Below are 16,026 nucleotides of genomic sequence, written 5' to 3'. Positions count from 1 at the left end.
AGGGGTGGGCTAGCGGATGGAATCGTAGAGGCGGGCCATGGCTAGCAGGGGGTTGTGGCCCAGGTAGTCGCGGCAGGGGGCATTGTACTTGGTGTTGGGCTTGCGCTGCACGGTTTCGGGGTGCCCGCCCAGCGGGTGGTAAAACTCCCAAATGGTGCCCGTGCGGCGGAACTGCTTGGCCGAGTCGTCCAGCGCTTTTTCCAGAATTAGCCGGGCGGCATCTTTGCGGCCGTAGTTGAGGCAGGCGCGGGCGGCCCAGTAGGCCATGCTGTTCCAGGCCGGACCGCGCCACATGCGCAGCTCGAACTCGGGGTTGCGGCGGCCCACGGTGGCAATGGGGTGCTCGGTGAGAAATACCTGCGGGTTCAGCAAGTAGCGGTCAATGTAGCGGTTGGCCTGCTCGGGCGTGGCCGCGCCGGTTACCAGGGGCCACATGCTCTCGAAGGGCAGGTTGCGCAGGGTGGCGTCCTGCACGGCCCAGCTGTCGTAGAACATGCCCTCGGCCGGTACGTACAGCTTCGTCTGGATGAAGGCCCGCAGCTCGCCCGCGCGCCGCTCGTAGTACGTGGCGTCCAGCCCCAGCTGCTGGGCCCACTGCCCCGCAATGCGGTAAAGCTGGTACACGTGGCTGGTGGCGTCCACGCAAGCCAGGGCCCCCTTGGCCACGTCGTCGAACCGAATGCCTTCGTCGACGCCGCTTTCCCACTTCTTCAGCAAAATATCGTTGTAGAAAAAGCCGCCGTTCACCGCTTGGCGGTTGTTTTCAAACCAGGAAATCGGCCGCACCAGCGGGGTGTAGAAGCGGCCGACGATGGCACTATCGCCGGTCGTGCGCACGTAGTCCCGCACGGCCACGGGCCACAGCGGCGGGTGCCCCTGGGTGTTATGGTTCCAGTACACCGAGTCGTGCCGGGCCAGCCCGCCCGGCATGTAGATGGAGCCCGGCAGCAACCCCGTAGGCTCTTGGTTCTTAATATCGTTTAGCAGCTGGTGCAGCGTGTGCTCGGGGTAGGCGGGCAGCACGTCGATGGTTTCGTGCACCACGTCCCAGTGCCCGAAGGCGTTGCCGTACACGTAGCCGGGGCCCAAATCCTCCCACTCGTAGTCGAAAGGCGGGGCGGCCGGATGGGTAGCCCGCTGGTGCAGGGCCGCCACGTAGCTCAGCATGGGCCGCCACGCGGGCTTGCCCATGCGCCCGGCCTCGGCCGCCAGCGCGGCCCAGCTGCCTCCACCGGCTGGCTGGGCCGCCGGGGCCCCGGCGGCGGTCCGGCTCTGGGCCTGCCCCGCGGGCGCGGCCCCCAGGCTTAGCCCGCAAAAAGCCACGGCTACTTCAAAAATGCTGCGCATGTCGTGCCTGTAAAGTGGAGCGGAAGGTACACGCCGCGCCGCGCCAGCGCGAAGGTTCGGGCCGATAGGCTAGCTGCGGCGGGCCCGCTCGGCTGCCGGGGCCCCGGGGCGTTAGCCGCCTTTAATTGGTTTTGTTGGCGGCCGCGATTTGCAGCAGGCGCGTGCGAAAAAGCGCGGGCTCTTCCCAACTCGGTTGATGCCCACTGTGCTCAAACAGGAACATCTTTTTCTTCGGCGCCTTGATGGCAGTGAAATACTGCTGCGCCAGCTCTGCGGAAGTCGTGTAGTCATACTTACCCACGAGGAGGTACACGGGCAGCTGAAAGGTGTTCTGCTTCAGCAAATTCGTTTTTCCTCCATCCATGTAGCTACTCAGCAGCTTGTACGTCCGCAGTACCGGGGTCATCCAGTCCAGGGCCTTATAATCGGGGTACAGCGTCATTGGATTTGGCAGCTCGGCCACCTCGCTACTGGCGAGATACTTATCGGAAACCATCCGAAATTGCGACAGGCCAGCCAAGCCGTTTGGATAGCCTCCTGCCTCCGAAAATGGGATTTTGGCCAGCGCTGCCAGGGTTGCGGTGTCCTTCCGCAGCGTGGCCTGCTGCACCACGTGGTTTCTGGCCAGCATTTCCGACTTGCCCGGGTTCACCAGCTGCCCCATCCCGATGTAGGCCGCGTAGTCCTGCGGGTACTTCTGCACGAGGTTCACCCCGATAAGACTGCCCCAGCTGTGGCCAACGACGAATATTTTGTTCCGGTGGTACTGCTTCTTTAGGAACTGCGTCACCACATGGGCGTCTTCCACATACAGCCCCGGCGTTAGCACTACCGTCGTGTCGGTCTGCGACTTGCCGCAGTTGCGCTGGTCCCACGACACAAAAATGAAGTCGTTGGCGAGGTTCTGGTTGTACTTGCGGTTCATGGGCGTAGCCGGCCAGGAAGGGCCCCCGTGGATAAACAGCAAAACGGGCTTCGTTGCGGAGGCGCCCTTAATCTCCAGGTATTGCTTCACCCCGTTGACTGGCAGCAGGAAAGCCGTGTCTACGGCGGCTTTGCTAAGCGGACTTTTTGCCCCTTGTGCCTCTGAATAAAGACCAGGCAAAAGAGCCATGCAAAAAAGAAGAAGGGCTACGGCTTGTTTCATAAAAAAGAAAAGTTGGATTACGGTGGCGTCGTGAAAAGTGGCCCGCGTCGTGCGCTGCCCCAGCCAGGCGCGCCTTACTGCCCCGCGTCGCGTGGGTCAGTCATCGGCTTCATTTCATAGTCGGGCGGGGGTAGGGCCCCGGCCAGGTGCTGCACGAAGTAGTCCCAGCGGCGGCGCGTCATGTAGGGCGCATCGGGGCCGTAGGCGTGCGGCGCCTGCGGAAACACGACCAGGTCAAAGGTTTTATTCGCTTTGATTAAGGCGTCCACTACCAGCATCGTGTTGTAGGGCGGCACGTTATTGTCCAGCAGGCCATGGGCCAGCAGCAGCTTGCCCTTGAGGTTTTTAGCAAAAGGCGCGTTGGCCTGCGAGGTGTAGTTAGATGTGCCATCGGCCTGCGGTGCGAGCAAGCCGATGTAGAGCTCGCCCCAGCCACTTATGTAGCCGCGCGCGTCATGGTCACCCGATTCGGAGATGCCCACTTTGTAGAAATCGGGGTAGCGGAACATGGCCGCCGCGGCCGCGTACCCGCCGCCGGAATGGCCCCAAACGCCCACCCGATTCAGGTCGAGATAGGGGTAGCGCTGCGCCAGCTGCCGCAGGCCGGTCACTTGGTCAGACAGGGTATTTTCGGCGATATTGCCGTAGCAGGCGTCCTGAAAGCTTTTGGAGCGAAACGGGTTGCAGCTGCCTTCAATCACCACCACCACAAAGCCCAGTTCGGCCAGCGCCTGGTGGTCGAGCCGCGCCGCCGTAAACGACCAGCCGACTCCCGTGTTTGCCGATAGAGGGCCGGTCTGGGGCCCTGGGTAGATGTAGTTGATAACCGGGTACTTCTTGGTCGGGTCTAAGTTGGTGGGCGTGTACATCAGGCCATAAAGGTCGAATTGCTCGTCCTGCGCCTTGGTGATAATGGCCGTGGGCGGCTTCCAGCCGGTGGCGAGGAGCCGCGAGATGTCGGTTTTTTCCAGTGGCAGCACCACCTTGCCGGTGGCCGTGCGCAACTGGCTCACGGGCGGCTGGTAGTGCTGCGAATAGCTATCGATAAAATAACGGCCGGAGGGCGCGAATGTGACCAAATGGTGGCCGGCCTCCGGCGTGAGCAGGGTGAGGTGCTGACCGTCCATCCCAATGCGGTACAGGTAAGTGAAATAGGGATTGCCCGGCTCCCGGCCCCCCGCCAGAAAGTAGAGCTGGCGGGCTTTCTCGTCCACCCGCACCAGTTCCCTTACCGCCCAGCTCCCTTTGGTAATCTGGCGCTTGAGTTTGCCGGTGGTGGCATCGTAGAGGTAAAAGTGCCTCCAGTTGTCGCGGGGCGAGCACCAGATGACTTCGTTGGTCTTGGGCAGGTAGTGCCAGTTCATGGCTTCGCGGCCCGATTCAAAAAACGTCGCCACCGTTTCGGAAAAGACTTCCCGCACGCGGCCAGTAGCGGCGTCGGCCACGCGGAAGTTCACCTGTTTGCGGTCGCGCGAGCTCGATACAAAGGCTAGTTGAGTGGCATCTGGGCTCCAGTCTACATCGCCCATGCCCCTTCCTTCACAGGATAGGTTTAAGCAGCCCGAGCTGAGGCGGGGGTCGGGCGCCAGTTCCAGCTTGATTACTTTCGGCTGGTCCACCTCCAGGATGACCCGTTCGATGGCAATCACCTCCTTATCACCGGGTAGGGGATACTTCCAGGCTTTCAGCGTGGGATGGCCCACGTTGGTCGTCACCAGGTACATGTCGCTTACCTGGCGCTGGTCCTGCCGGAAGGTGGCGATTTTGCGCGAATCGGGCGACCACAGCAGCACCGGCTTGTCGGTGGTCGCGTAGCCGGAATTATCGGTAGCGTAGCCGTAGTCTTTAATGCCGTCCGTAGTCAGGGCAGTTTCGGCCTTGGTTTTGGTATCGCGCACCCACAAGTTGTAATCTCGCAAAAACGCCACCCGTCGGCCGTCGGGCGAGGCGACTTCGTTTTGGGCCCTGGCCGTGGCGCTGGCGCTGGGGGCCGGAATGGAGTCAGCCCTTACCAACCCGCTGGCCGTTTCGTAGCGCCAGCTCCTACCCCGGCCGCGAACAACACCTGCTTTTCACCGGCCGAAAACGTGAACGTGCGAAACGGCAGGCGGGCAGCCGCGTAGCTTTTGCCGCTGGCCGTGCCCAGCGCCGCCGCCAGTTTGGCCGGGTCGAAAACAGCGGTTTTGGTCTTCCGGGCCGGGTCTACCAGGATAAACTCGCTGCCCTGCGGCGTGAGCACCCGGTACCAGAACCGGTCGCCCGCCAGCCAGGTAGGCGCGCCCATACTGAGGTCGACCAGCGGCAGGGTGTTGTAGCCCACAAACCGCTCGGCGCGGGCATAGTCCTGCGCCGTGAGGCTAGGCTGCGGCTGGGCCACGGCCGCGGTGATACTAAAAAGCGTGGCGACGGCCACGAGGCGCGGTACGTATTGGGGCATAAACTGGGCGGAAAACAAACTAAAAGTTGGCCTTAATTGGAAGGCGAAAAGTTGCGCGGTTGGTCCGGGCGGCGGCTCCGGTATTGGTTGGCAAAAGGAAAGCCCCGAGGCCGGAGCTTTCCTGAAATTGACCGCCGTCTTGCCGCGGCTACGCTACCCGCTACTCTACGCGCTGCAAGTCCAGGTCCTGGAAGTCGTAGCTAAAGTCAAGAAGCTTCGAAATGGGCGTCAGTTTGAGGCTGGCGGCCTGGCCTTGCGCATCGAGCGTGAAAGCGGCGTACACGTCGGGATGGAGGGTAAAGGTGCGGTCACGCCAGCGCAACACGTAGGTATCGCCGCGGTAGGGTAGCAGCTGGCCCACCAAGCGGGGGGAGCGTTGAGATTTGAACCAGAGCTGGTTGTCTTGAGCGAAGACCCGCACGTCGCCGAGCCAGGCATCTTGGTAGCGGCCGACGTAAGCCGTGTAATCCGGCTTTTCGGGCGCGGCCTTTTGGGCGGCGGCCACCTGCTTGAAAGCAGCAACGGTGGCTTGGTCGGCACCGTTGGCCCAGGTTTTCATGTCGTCCACGGCTTCTTGCACGCGGTCGAGGCCGCTCACGCCCAGGTAATAGTCTTCGACAAAATTGGTAATGGCCGTGCAGCCAGCGCCGTTTTCTTGGTTGGCAAGCACGATGATACCCAGGTGCAGCTCCGGCAGCAGAGTGACTTTGGTCACCATGCCCGTGGTGGCGCCGGGGTGCGATACTTCCTGGTAGCCCCGTACATCGCGCAGACCTCAGCCCAGCCCATAGGCGGCGAAGTGCGTGTTGTAGGGCGAAGGGGCCGGGCTGACGGGCCGAATAGTCTGCGGTGTCCACAATTCGCGCAGCGTGGTAGGCTTCAGCAGCGGTGCCGGGGCACCGGGGCCCCCAAGCAGCATCAGCGCCCACTTGCTCAGGTCGGCTACACTGCTGTAGATGCCGCCGGCGCTGAACATGGCCGGTCGGCCGTCGAGCCCAGATATCGGCGTACCACCTGCACCCGGCCGTCCACTTGGGCATGCGCGTCCGCGACATTAGTCTGGTCCGACAGGCGGGAAAAGCTGGTGGCACTGCGCCGCATGCCCAAGGGCTGTAGCAAGCGGGTTTCCACAAATGTGGTCCAGGGCTGTTTCGCCACCCGCGCCACCACTTCGCCGGCCACCAGGTACAGGCTGTTGTCGTAGGCGTACTGGCTGCGAAACGACGTGACCGGCCGGAAGTAGCGCAGGTTGTGAATCAGGTCGTTGATGGTGAAATTGGTTGAATCCGGATACCGCATCAAATCACCGGCGCCCCGGCCCATTCCGCTGCGGTGGCACAATAGGTCGCGCACCGTGAACTCGGCCGTCACGTAGGGATCGTACATCTTGAACTCGGGAATGTAGTCCGTCACCTTGTCGTCCCAGCGCAGCTTGCCTTCGTCCACCAGCAAGCCCAGCGCGGCTGTGGTAAAGGCTTTGGTATTCGAGCCAATGCCGAACAGCGTATTAGCATTGACCGGCGCTTTGGTGGCCAGTGAGCGCACACCGTAGCCTTTGGCCATCACCACCTGCCCATCTTTCACTACGGCCACGGCGATGCCGGGCACGTCGAAGGCTTTGAGGGTGCGGGCCACTACGGCGTCCACAGCGGCCAAGTCGAGGGGCGCGGTGGGGATAGGGGCAGTTTGGGCCAGGGCCGGCCCGGCGGTCAGTAAGGCCAGGGCCCAAAGGAGTAAAGACAATCGGTGCATAAAGGGAGGAAAAAGTGGGGAAGTAATTTGGTTTCAGTACTTATCAACCAGACGAACGGGCCGGCCAACCGCGAGTCTTTAGCGCTGGCGGGCGGCCCAGGCGTCCATCTTTTTTTCCAGCACGGCCAGCGGCATGGCCCCGCCGGCCAGGATTTCGTCATGAAAAGCGCGCAGGTTGAATTTGGGCCCCAGCTGCTTTTCGTAGCGGGCGCGCAACTCCGTAATCTTCAGCTGCCCTATCTTGTAGCTAAGAGCTTGGCCGGGCCACGCCATGTAGCGCTCCACTTCGGCCGTGGCCCCCTGTTCGCTGATGAGCTCGTTGCCCATCAGGTACTGAATGGCCTGCTCGCGCGTCAGTCTGCCCGTGTGCAGGCCCACATCGACTACCAGCCGCAGGGCCCGGTGCAGTTCGCCGCCCAACGCGCCGGCGTACTGGTACGGGTCGGTGTAGAGCCCCAGTTCCTTGCCCAAGGTTTCGCAGTACAGCCCCCAGCCCTCGCCAAAGGCGCCGTACGACGGCGTGCGGCGGAACTGCGGTAAGGCGGTGTTTTCTAGTTGGAGCGAAAACTGGTAGTGATGCCCCGGGATGGCCTCGTGCAGAAACAGCGACTCCAGCGCCGGGGCGGCCACGGTGTTGTACTGCGTGGCGTCGAGAATGGGCACGTAGAAGATACCAGGGCGCGAGCCATCGGGCGCGCCGGGGAAATAATCGGCGCTGGCCGATGCAGCGCGGAAGGCCTCCACCGGGCGCACTTCAAACGGCGTTTTAGGCGTGCGGCCAAACAGCTTGCTTAGGCTAGGAGCCATGCGCTGGTGAACCGCTTCGTAGGCGGCCAGCACGTCCTGCTGCGTTTTGAAGGGCCGAAACTTCGGCTCGTTCTTCATGTAAGCGAAGAAGGCGGGCAGGTCGCCGGGAAAGCCCACTTGGATTTTGACGGCGCCTATCTCCGCCTGGATGCGCTGGACTTCGCGCAGGCCGGTCTGGTAGATTTCGTCCGGCGTTTTCTCGGTCGTGGTATGGGAGCGGACGAGGTAGCGGTACGCCTGCGCCCCGCTGGGCAGGGCATTCAGGCCGGCCGTGGCGCGGGCCTTCGGCAGGTACTCCGTTTTCAGAAACTGCGCCAGCTTCTGGTAAGTAGGCGTCAGTTCGGTGCGGATGGCCTGCTGGTAGGCGGTCGTCAGGCGGGCTTTATCGGCTTCCGAAAAGCTGGCGGGAAGCGTGGTGATGGGCCCGTAGAACAGGCTCTTGGTCGGGTCGGCTACGACCAAGGCTTCCAGTTGTGGAATGATTTTCTCGACCAACGCCTTGGGCAGCACTACGCCGGCCTTCACGCCCTGCCGAAAGTTGGCAATGGCCGAATCGGCCCAGCCCGGGAAGCCGTGCACCCGGCCCAGCCAGTGGTCGTAGTCCGGCACCGTTTTGAAGGGCTGCGCGCCCGTGCCCGCACCCAGCAGGGGCAGGGTTGTGGGCAGGCTGTAGTACTGAGCGAAGGGCATCAGCCACCGGTTCTGCTGCAGCGTCTCCAGCTGGTCCGTCAGCAAGTAGTCAAAGATGTCGTAGCTCACCCGGTCGTCGGCCGAAAGCCGGGTCCGGTCCATCCGGTGTAGTGCCGCCAGGTATTGGCCGTACGACTGCCTTTGCTGCTGGCGAAAGGCGCGGGTCCGGTCGTTGGGCAGTTGGTCGTTGTAGCGGTTGTCGCCCTGCGCCGTGGCCGCCAGCGGAAACAGCCGGGCCTGATCTTCCCAATACGCCTCAAACAGGGCCCCCAGCGGCGCCGACGCGGCGGGCGGCGCGGCAGTGGTGGGGGCCCTGTTTGAGGCCGGTTTGGCTTTTTGCGCCAGCGTGGGGGAGGGCGGACAAGCGGCCAATAGGGCCCCGGCTGCTAGCGTTTGCAGTAGCAGTTTTCTCATTGCAGGAAGGATAAATATTCAAGCGCACAAGAACGACTAAATATTGAATTATATAATTAGGACTTACGCAAAAGCCAGCGTTGGCTGCATTAATTCATGGCGCATATACGCATCCAAAAACCCTTGTTTAAGTTGATAAACGGTCTTTTGGGTCTGGTAGGCAGCTTGTTTGAGGCGGGTCCAGGCCCGCATAGCCAGGGCACTATGGTTGCGCTGGCTGCGGGCCAGCCGGCACTGGCAGGCTTGCACGCCGGTGAGTTGCTTGAGTTCGCGGTGAAACTGCTCAATCGTCCAGCGGACGCTGCTTTCGTGTTCGGCAGCGGCCGTGTTCAAGGGCTCGACCTCGTTGGGGAGGAGGTAGTCCGTCCGGTGGGGGGACACCAGTACGCGGAAAAGTTTCAGTTTGCAGTCCTTGGGCATGCCCTTCACTTTCAAGATTTTTCCGACTTCCACCTCTGCGGCCGACCAAGACAGGCAGCTCACGGGCTGATAGGGCTGCTGGCCGCCGGAATCGTCGACGAGGCGGTTGCTTTTCAGCGGGCAGTAAAACGTTTTGCCGGCGGCCAGCAGCCACTTGAACAAGGCCGTGGTCGCGTACCAGCTGTCCATGAGCACCGTGCGGTACGAAATGCCACGTGGCACCAGTTGCGTCAGCCTCTCGGCCACGTGGTCCAGCTTGGTCTTGCCCTCGGTGGCGGGGGCGAAGAGGCGATAGTCAATGAGCCAGAACTGGTCGGTTTCGGGGTTGACGTACACGCAGGTGACCAAGCCGATGCCGGCAATGATGCCGTGGGCATTGCCGCTGTACTGGCGGCGCACCAACTCGATGCGCCGACTATGGTGCTTGTCGAGTACCGTGTCGTCAAACAGGACGTAGCCCCGCGCGCTCAACACCACCTGCGGGCGCACCTGCTGCCAGAGCTGGCGCGGCGTGAAGTGACTGGTCTTGAGAAAGTAGCGCACGTTGTCGTGCGTCAGGCCCTCCAAGTGCTCGGCCAGGTACGTGCCGGTGTAATTCACTTGGCTGCTCACCAAAAACTGCCCGTAAAGTTGTGCCGTCACTTTCATGGGTTTTCTTTTCAAGTTACGCCTTTTGCGTAAGTCCTATTAATAAATGCTTAGTCATTTTGACGGCCCAATTGGGCAAAAAGAAAGCCCCGGCAACGGGGCTTTCTTTTATCAACCAAAGGCAGAGGGCAATTACTGCGCTTCCACCCAGCGGGTCATTTTCTGGTCGAGGATGTCGAGGGGCATCACGCCGTCCTTTAGCAGCTCGTCGTGGAAGGCGGCGATGCTGTACTTGTTCTGGTACTGGCCGGGGCGGTGCTCGCGCAGGTGCTCGCCGCCGCCCAGCTGCTGCTGGGCGCGGTTGCGCAGCTCCCGAATCTTCAGTTGGCCAATCTTGTAGCTCAGGGCCTGGCCGGGGATGGCCATGTAGCGCTCCACCTCGGCCGTGGCGGCTTCCTTGGTGGTGGCTTCGTTGTCGAGCGAGTACTGGATGGCCTGCTCGCGGGTCAGGTTCTGGCTGTGCATGCCCGTGTCAATCACTAGCCGGATGGCGCGGTGCATCTCCTGGCTCAGGGCCCCCAAGTACTCGTAGGGGTCTTTGTAGAGGCCCAGCTCGCGGCCCAGGCTCTCGCAGTACAGGGCCCAGCCCTCGCCCATGGCCCCGTACCAGGCAAAGCGCCGGAACTTGGGCAGGGCGATGTTTTCCTGCTGCAACGAAGTCTGGTAGTGGTGCCCGGGGATGGCCTCGTGCAGAAACAGCGACTCCATGCCCGGCGTGCGGTACTTGGTGGCGTCCAAAATGGGCACGTAGAAGATGCCCGGCCGCGAGCCGTCGGGCGTGCCGGCGTTGTACTCGGCCGAGGCCGAGGCGGCGCGGAAGGCCTCCGTCTGGCGCACCTCAAATGGCGTTTTGGGCGTGCGGCCAAACAGCTTCTTCAGGTTCGGCTGCATCCGGCCCTGGATGGCGCGGAAGCCGTTGAGCACGTCCTCGGGCGTTTTGTAGGGAAAAAAGCGCCGGTCCGTTTTCATGTAGGTCAGCAACCCCTTCAGGTCGCCGTGGAACACGAGCCGGGTGCGCACCTTGTTCATCTCGCTCTGGATGCGCGCCACCTCGCGCAGCCCAATGTCGTGGATTTCGGCCGGCGTGCGGTTGGTCGTGGTCCAGTTTTTCACCAGGAACTTGTACTGCGCCGGGCCGTTGGGCAGGGCCCCGTGGCCGGTGGTGGTGCGGGCCTTGGGCAGGTATTCCTTGGCCAGGAAGTCGCCCAGCTTTTTGTAGGTCGGCACCAGCTCGGTCAGGATGGCTTTCCGGTACGCGGCCGTGAGGCGGGTTTTGTCGGCGTCGGCAAACGCGCTGGGCAGCAGCGTGATGGGCCCGTAGAACAGGCTTTTGGTGGCGTCGGTGGTTTCCAGGCTCCGCATCTGCGGAATCATCTTCGCCACCAGCGTTTTGGGCAGCACCACGCCGGCCTTCATGCCCGCCCGGAAGTTGGCGATGGCCGAGTCGGCCCAGACCGGGAAGCCGTGCACGCGCCCCAGCCAGCGGTCGTAGTCGGCCACGGTTTTGAAGGGTTGGGCCCCCGTGCCGGCCCCGTACTGGCCCAGGGCCAGCGGCAGGCCCCCAAACTGGTTGAAGGGAATCATCCAGCTGTTCGGAAAATCAGCGCCCATGGCGAGGCCCAGCTTGAGGCCGTCGAGCCGGGTTTGCAGGTCGTACTGCAACATGTCGTAGCTCACCAGGTCGTTGCCGGCCAGCTGCTTGCGGTTGAACTTCCCCAGCCGCCCCAGGTAGCCCTGGTACAAGCCGGCCAGCGAGTCGCGGAAGGCGCGGGTCTGGTCGTTCACCAGGCGGTCGTTGTAGCGGTTGTCGCCCTGGCTGGTGGCAGCCAGCGGAAACAGCGGCGCCTGCCGCTCCCAGTAGCTGTCGAACAGGTTTTTAAGGTCGCCGGGGGGCGACGTGGCGTCGGTGGTTTTGGCCTTGTTGCAGGCCCCGGCGAGCAGCGCCAGGGCCCCCAGGCCGGTGAGAAGAAGTTTGCGCATGATAAAAAGCAGCCCTGAAATACAAAAAATGGTCCGGCCCCGGCCAATGACGGCCCGCGGGCGGCCTGCCCGCAAAGTAGGCAGGTTTTGCGTGCCCCTGCTGTTTGCCCTAGAGCCTGTTATGAACTTGCGGCGTGTCGGGCGAGCATGAGGCAGGCGAAGACGACGAAATGGAGTTGCTGCAAGCTGACGCTCAGCCGCTCGTAGTCGCGGCCCAGCCGCCGAAAGCGACTGAGCCAGGCGAAGCTGCGCTCAACGACCCAGCGCTTGGGTAAAAGCACAAAGCCGGTTTGGCCTTCGGGCTTCTTAACCACTTGCAGGTCAATATCGTGCACGGCTGCGGCATACTCAGCATCCTCGCCTGTGTAGCCTTGGTCGACAAAGCTTACGGTCACAGTCTGGCCCGTGATTTCCTGCACCTGGCGGCACAACTCGCCGACCTGCGCCCGCTCCTGCTCATTGGCCGGGGTGATGACCACACTCAGTAGCTGGCCCAGCGTATCGACGGCGATATGCGCCTTGCTGCCCTTGCGCCGCTTGGCCCCGTCCCAGCCCGCCCGGTGCCCGCTCTCAGGCGTGCTTTGCAACGTGCGCCCGTCAAGCACCACGACCGAGGGTGTGGCCGCCCGGCCGAGTAGCAGCCGCTGCAACTCGTTCAAATCATGCACGATAGACTCGAACACGCGGGCATCTCGCCAGCGCGTCCACTGCTGATACACCGTAGCCCAGGGCGGCAGGTCGCCGGGCAGGTAGCGCCACGGGCAGCCCGTGTGGGCCAGGTAGCGCAAGGCGTTGAATACGTCGCGCAAGGGGTAGTCGCGTTGCGGCGCGTCCTCGCTCATCAGGCACAGGTATGGGGCCACGAAGGTCCATTCGTCGTCTTTTACATCGCTGGGGTAAGCCATACCCCTAATTTCGTCATAAGTTCATAACAGGCTCTAGCGTCCGTCGAGGTGCTCGGCCTTCCAGCGCATGGCCGCCTGCACCCGCGTGCGCCCGCTGGGGTGGTCGAAGAAGATGATTTCCTCCAGCGGCGTGGGCTCGATTTTGCGGTACTCCGACAGCTTCATGGCAATGGCCGCGAAGCCATCGGGCTGGCGGGCGGCATTCAGGCCGAACAGGTCGGCCTCCTGCTCGTTGGTGCGCACGAGGGTGTTGGTAACGGGCGTGGCTAAAAACCCAGCCACCGCAAACAGCGCCGCCAGCAGCGGCAGGCCGCCCACGTCGGCCAGCCCCGCCACGCCCCACCGGGCCCCGTAGCGGCGCACCAGCCGGCCAAAGGCCCAGTCGACCCCCCAGAAGCTGACGCCGACGAGCAGCAGCAAAAACACCAGCATCTTGGGGATGTGGTTCAGCACGTAATGGCCCAGCTCGTGGCCCATCACGGCCTGCACCTCGGCGGGTGTGCAGCGGCGCAGCAGGTTGTCGTTCAGCGACACGCGGATGGTGCGGCCCAGCCCGCTCACGTTGGCGCTGATGCGCTTGCTCTGCTTCGAGGCGTCGAAGTAGTACACGTTGTCGGCGGGCACGCCGTTGGCACGGGCCATGCTCAGGATGCCCGCCCGCACCGGGCCCGCGGGCAGCGGCGTGTAGTGGTTGAAGAGCGGGCTGATGAACACCGGGCCCACGGCCACCGCCATCACCACGAAGGCCCCCACGATGGCCGTGCTCCACACCCACCACCGCGCGCCGGCGCGCCGGATGGCCCCGTACAGCGCCAGCACCAGCAAGCTGCCGAACCCGACCGATACGGCCAGGCCCTTCAAATCTTCGCCCAGCCAGGCCCCAAACGTCTGGTTTGAAAGCCCGTACTGGTGCTCGCGCACGAAGCCTTCGTACACGCTGAGCGGGAAGCTGAGCCCCGCCGCCAGCAGCAGGTACAGCGCCGCGTAGGCCCAGTTGCGCTGCCACCGGCGGGGCAGCCGCTCGGTGCGCGCCCGCAGCCACCGCGACAGCCCCAGCCCCAGAAACACGCCCGCCACGCCCAGCGCGTACACCAACCCCCAAAGCTGGAGCCAGTACCCGCCCTCAAAATAAGCGTCCGACTTGGCCTTCTGGGCCGGCGTAAGGGTGTCGGGGTAGTGCCGGGTAGCGGCCTCCACGTCGAAGGCCGGGCGGCGGATGATGGCCATATCGGCGGGGGTAGCTTGCGCCGCGGCGGGCCCGGTCGATACGGCCGCGCCCAAGGTCAACGCCAACAGCAAGAGTAGTTTGTATAGCATCCACTAAGTAGGGGATCAAGGTGGGCGCGGCCGGGGCCCCGGCCGGCCGCAAGCTACGGGGCGGCCCGGGCAAGGGGCCCAGTATGAAGACCGGCGCGGGGCTTGTCCTTACCCAACACTCAAGGCGCTTTGGTATAAACCAATTCCCGGACTTTTGCATCGGTGCCGTTCTGGTTTTCGTAATAGTCTTCGGCATAATGAGTGGCGTCGATGAAGCGCAGCACCCTTCGATTCTTTGTCTTCGCGCCGGGAATCAGCTCAGTTTCCGACTCGTAGGTGAAGGCTCGTTTGGCGGCATCGTAAGTCCCTGTTTGCACTTCCATATCACTGCCAATGTGGTTGTTGATGGAAGTGGTGACGAATTGTTTCCGCACGTTGTCGTAGCCTTCCAACTGTAGGCCCTGGTAGTTTGCCTCCTTCATTTTCCCGTCGGCCACGGGAATTGGCAGCTTACCGCCCGTTATTTCTACGTTGTAAAACCGTCCTTCGTACAGCGAAGTCCGGCGCAGCGTCCCCTTGACAAACGGCCGAGCGGCGTCCTGAAAGGTCCAGGTGCCGGCCAGGGTTCCTAATAGGGCATGGTTGCTACCGGGCCGTGAAAAATCCAGCAACTGCCGCATTTCCTCGTTTTTCGCAGGGGCCACCGCGGACTTTTTGTTCGCTGCCGGTTCCTGGGCCGCCGCCGTAGCCAGTGAAAGAAGTAGCAATAATGGAAGCAGCCAGCTGCGGTTGGGGCGTGGGGTTGTTGCTTTCATGATACTCATTAAGAATGATTTAGAATGGCCGATGCTACTCGCTAACCTCCGCCGAAAGTAAGGAATAAGAAATGCTTTCTGCCGGTCTTGCACGCCAAACGGCTTCGGTGCCCGCTAAGCCCCGCGCGCTGGGCTCTACTGGAGCACCAGCACGGCCACGGGCCGCTCGGCGGCTTCCAGCGCGAGGCCCGCGGCGGCCAGGGCCCGGGCCAGGTCGCCGGGCTTTTCGGGCTGGTACTCGAACCGGACGTTGTAGCGGGCGGCGCTGCCCGTAGCGTCCAGCACGGGCAGTTTCACTACCCCGAAGCCTTCCAGGTAATCGGCTACGGCGGCCAGGGGCGCGTTGGGTGCGTCGTAGTGGCCGCCCCCGGCCGTGCCGCCGCCGCCGGGGCCCCTGGCCGGCAGTAGCTTATGAGCATCCACGACTTTCAGCAGGTACACCGGTTTCGAGCGTGGCTCCAGGGTGGCGCGCAGGTCGAAGCGGGCGGCCAGCTCCCGCCGCAGGGTGGGCAGGAGGGTGGCTTCCTGGCCTCTGGCCACGATAATATCGAGGCAATACGTGGGCTCCGGGGCCCCAGCGGCGGCTTTGGGCCGTAGGTCGAGGGTGCGGTAATAAGACAGGTCGCCGTAGGCCATGCGATAGAGCATGGCGAGCGGCAGGTTAATGGCCGTTAAGCGGCGCTTGTGGAAGGCCGAGGAATCCTGCGGATAATTGCGGATGATGCCGCCCAGGCCCTGCATGGTCGGCTGGATAAGGAAGCGCGGCGGCGTGGCAGCGTTGGCGGGGAAGTAAGCGGCCATCGGGTCGGCCACTAAGTTGTCTTTTACCAGCGGCAAGCGCACGGGCAGGCCCCGCAGCACGCTGTCGATGACGCCGGCCGTGACGTAGCGCGGATCGGTGCTGGCCACCACCCGGCCCGCGGCGTCAATCAACACGGAGTGCGGCACGATGCGGTACGAAAACAGCCGCTGGAGCGAGTCGGCCGCCGCGCCGGCCACGGTGGCAAACCACAGGTTGGAGGGCCGCGCCGCCAGGTAGCGCGCCACTCGCGCCGGCGTTTCCTGGCTGATGGCCAGCACCTGGAGCCGCCCGGCAAACTGCTTTTGCAGCGACTGCAAGTGTGGCATGGCCGCCACGCACGGCCCGCAGTACGTGCCCCAAAACTCCAGCACCACCACGCGGCCCCGCAGCGTGGCCAGCGACGTGGTGGGCCGCGGCGCGTTTTGCACGGCAGCAAACCGCAGCGCGGGCGCCGGGGCCCCAACGATGGTTTCGGCGGCTATTTGGGCCCCGGCGGGGCGCGTGGCCAGCGCGAGGCCGAGTAGTAGGAACAGGAGCGTTTTCATGGGGCGAGGGTTTTTTTGACAAACCTCGCGGCGGGGGCGGGCCCCTTGCGTTAACGCCCG

14 protein-coding genes are annotated in these 16,026 nt (G+C 63.4%); all 14 read right to left on the bottom strand.

Going from position 1 to position 16,026, the window contains the following annotated elements; genetic code table 11:
• Positions 1 to 9 precede the first annotated feature (9 nt).
• Positions 10 to 1,347: an MGH1-like glycoside hydrolase domain-containing protein gene (locus AXW84_RS15210; protein WP_068234937.1), complete on the bottom strand. Its 1,338-nt coding sequence runs from the start codon at positions 1,345 to 1,347 to the stop codon at positions 10 to 12.
• 121 nt (positions 1,348 to 1,468) lie between these two features.
• Positions 1,469 to 2,272 carry an alpha/beta fold hydrolase gene (locus tag AXW84_RS15205; RefSeq protein WP_068234934.1) on the bottom strand — a complete coding sequence of 268 codons (804 nt, stop codon included), beginning with the start codon at positions 2,270 to 2,272 and terminating at the stop codon, positions 1,469 to 1,471.
• A gap of 296 nt (positions 2,273 to 2,568) precedes the next feature.
• Complete coding sequence (locus tag AXW84_RS15200) at positions 2,569 to 4,509, bottom strand: S9 family peptidase (protein ID WP_082773922.1); 1,941 nt, start codon at positions 4,507 to 4,509, stop codon at positions 2,569 to 2,571.
• Positions 4,503 to 4,931, bottom strand: a complete 429-nt coding sequence (locus AXW84_RS25975; protein ID WP_157887055.1) for a hypothetical protein — start codon at positions 4,929 to 4,931, stop codon at positions 4,503 to 4,505. Before AXW84_RS25975 ends, AXW84_RS15200 begins: the two co-directional genes overlap by 7 nt.
• A gap of 160 nt (positions 4,932 to 5,091) precedes the next feature.
• On the bottom strand, positions 5,092 to 5,649 hold the full coding sequence (locus AXW84_RS25970; RefSeq protein WP_236943139.1) for a DUF3471 domain-containing protein: 558 nt from the start codon (positions 5,647 to 5,649) through the stop codon (positions 5,092 to 5,094).
• 57 nt (positions 5,650 to 5,706) lie between these two features.
• Positions 5,707 to 5,907, bottom strand: coding sequence for a hypothetical protein (locus AXW84_RS25965; RefSeq protein WP_236943138.1), 201 nt, complete (start codon positions 5,905 to 5,907; stop codon positions 5,707 to 5,709).
• Complete coding sequence (locus tag AXW84_RS25960; protein WP_236943137.1) at positions 5,874 to 6,674, bottom strand: serine hydrolase domain-containing protein; 801 nt, start codon at positions 6,672 to 6,674, stop codon at positions 5,874 to 5,876. Before AXW84_RS25960 ends, AXW84_RS25965 begins: the two co-directional genes overlap by 34 nt.
• Positions 6,675 to 6,761: 87 nt before the next feature.
• Complete coding sequence (locus AXW84_RS15190) at positions 6,762 to 8,594, bottom strand: DUF885 domain-containing protein (protein ID WP_204248383.1); 1,833 nt, start codon at positions 8,592 to 8,594, stop codon at positions 6,762 to 6,764.
• 63 nt (positions 8,595 to 8,657) lie between these two features.
• Positions 8,658 to 9,662 carry an IS701 family transposase gene (locus AXW84_RS15185; RefSeq protein WP_068231096.1) on the bottom strand — a complete coding sequence of 335 codons (1,005 nt, stop codon included), beginning with the start codon at positions 9,660 to 9,662 and terminating at the stop codon, positions 8,658 to 8,660.
• Positions 9,663 to 9,794: 132 nt separating this feature from the next.
• Positions 9,795 to 11,642, bottom strand: coding sequence for a DUF885 domain-containing protein (locus AXW84_RS15180; RefSeq protein WP_068234931.1), 1,848 nt, complete (start codon positions 11,640 to 11,642; stop codon positions 9,795 to 9,797).
• 119 nt (positions 11,643 to 11,761) lie between these two features.
• Positions 11,762 to 12,547 (bottom strand): IS5 family transposase, encoded by a 786-nt coding sequence (locus AXW84_RS15175; protein ID WP_068234489.1) that lies wholly within the window; start codon positions 12,545 to 12,547, stop codon positions 11,762 to 11,764.
• Between the two features lie 33 nt (positions 12,548 to 12,580).
• On the bottom strand, positions 12,581 to 13,840 hold the full coding sequence (locus AXW84_RS15170; protein WP_204248382.1) for a M48 family metallopeptidase: 1,260 nt from the start codon (positions 13,838 to 13,840) through the stop codon (positions 12,581 to 12,583).
• Positions 13,841 to 13,983: 143 nt separating this feature from the next.
• A complete protein-coding gene (locus tag AXW84_RS15165) occupies positions 13,984 to 14,619 on the bottom strand; it encodes a DUF1579 family protein (protein WP_157887054.1) in 636 nt (211 codons plus the stop codon).
• A 135-nt stretch (positions 14,620 to 14,754) separates the two neighbouring features.
• Positions 14,755 to 15,966, bottom strand: coding sequence for a redoxin domain-containing protein (locus tag AXW84_RS15160; protein WP_068234927.1), 1,212 nt, complete (start codon positions 15,964 to 15,966; stop codon positions 14,755 to 14,757).
• Between the last annotated feature and the right edge of the window lie 60 nt (positions 15,967 to 16,026).

The sequence above is a fragment of the Hymenobacter sp. PAMC 26628 genome, assembly GCF_001562275.1.
Lineage (GTDB): Bacteria > Bacteroidota > Bacteroidia > Cytophagales > Hymenobacteraceae > Hymenobacter.
Note: the sequence above shows the minus strand (reverse complement) of the source record. Positions and strands in the feature narration are given on the sequence as shown.